Annotated in this window: 1 protein-coding gene and 1 other RNA gene; both read right to left on the bottom strand. The window is 49.9% G+C overall.

The genetic code is table 11. The features are described from left to right. Positions 1-368: 368 nt before the first annotated feature. Positions 369-552, bottom strand: a non-coding RNA gene (gene ssrS / locus C5750_RS26160) — 6S RNA. Between the two features lie 41 nt (positions 553-593). Then, on the bottom strand, positions 594-797 hold a 204-nt coding region (gene zapA, locus C5750_RS26155; protein WP_105738310.1), incomplete at its 5' end, for a cell division protein ZapA.

The following is a 797-nucleotide window of genomic DNA, read 5'->3' as shown; positions in this document are numbered from 1 at the left end:
GGTTCGTTTCGCAGCATTCCGGCTACTTTTGTTGCTCCCTGCTCATCCTTGACAACTTTTCCTCTGGCCTTGCGGCCAATCGTTCATCCTGAACTATTGCTTCCTGCTCACACCACCCCGATGTGATACTTCATCCTGAAGTGTTCCTGGCCTTCCTGACCCACCGAATCATCCTGACCGGTTCTCATTCTCCATCCTGGAGGTGTCCTTTAACGCGTCCTGCGTCATCCTCTTCGCTTCATCCAGAAGCCTTTCCCTGAAACACCATCCTGGTGTGTCCTTCAGAAGTGTCATCATCCTGATGTTCACTTCGTTGTCTGAGATCGGAAGTTCTGGTAGTTGCGTCATGGCTGGTGCCAGGTAAGAAGGGAATCTCCGAGATGCCGCCGCAGGCTGTAACCCTTGAACCCTTGGTTCAAGGTGAATGTGTCGTCGCAGTTTTAAGGCTTCTCGGACGGACCGAGCATGCTCACCAACCGCGGAGCGCCACATTCTTGTGGTATGAAATATCGGCTCAGGGGACTGGCCCGCTTGCGAACATCTCAGAGAAATTTTGTCTTCACGGTTACTCTACCACAGTAAACCGAAAAGTGTCATTCAAAGTTTTGGTTAGTTTTTTCGGTGATGCGACCTTGTTCAAGTAACGCTTGTTCTATGGTCTGCTGCAGCATCCGAATACGCTGTTCCATACTTGCTGCGTAGTCACGAGTCTTCGCTTTTTCTTGCGCTAACTCATAGCTGATATTCAATGCGGCAATGAAGACCAACTGTTCAGTATTTGTGACTCTAGTGCGTTC

Source organism: Phyllobacterium myrsinacearum (assembly GCF_002980555.1).
Taxonomy (GTDB): domain Bacteria; phylum Pseudomonadota; class Alphaproteobacteria; order Rhizobiales; family Rhizobiaceae; genus Phyllobacterium; species Phyllobacterium myrsinacearum.
This window is presented reverse-complemented; position numbering and strand designations above follow the sequence as displayed.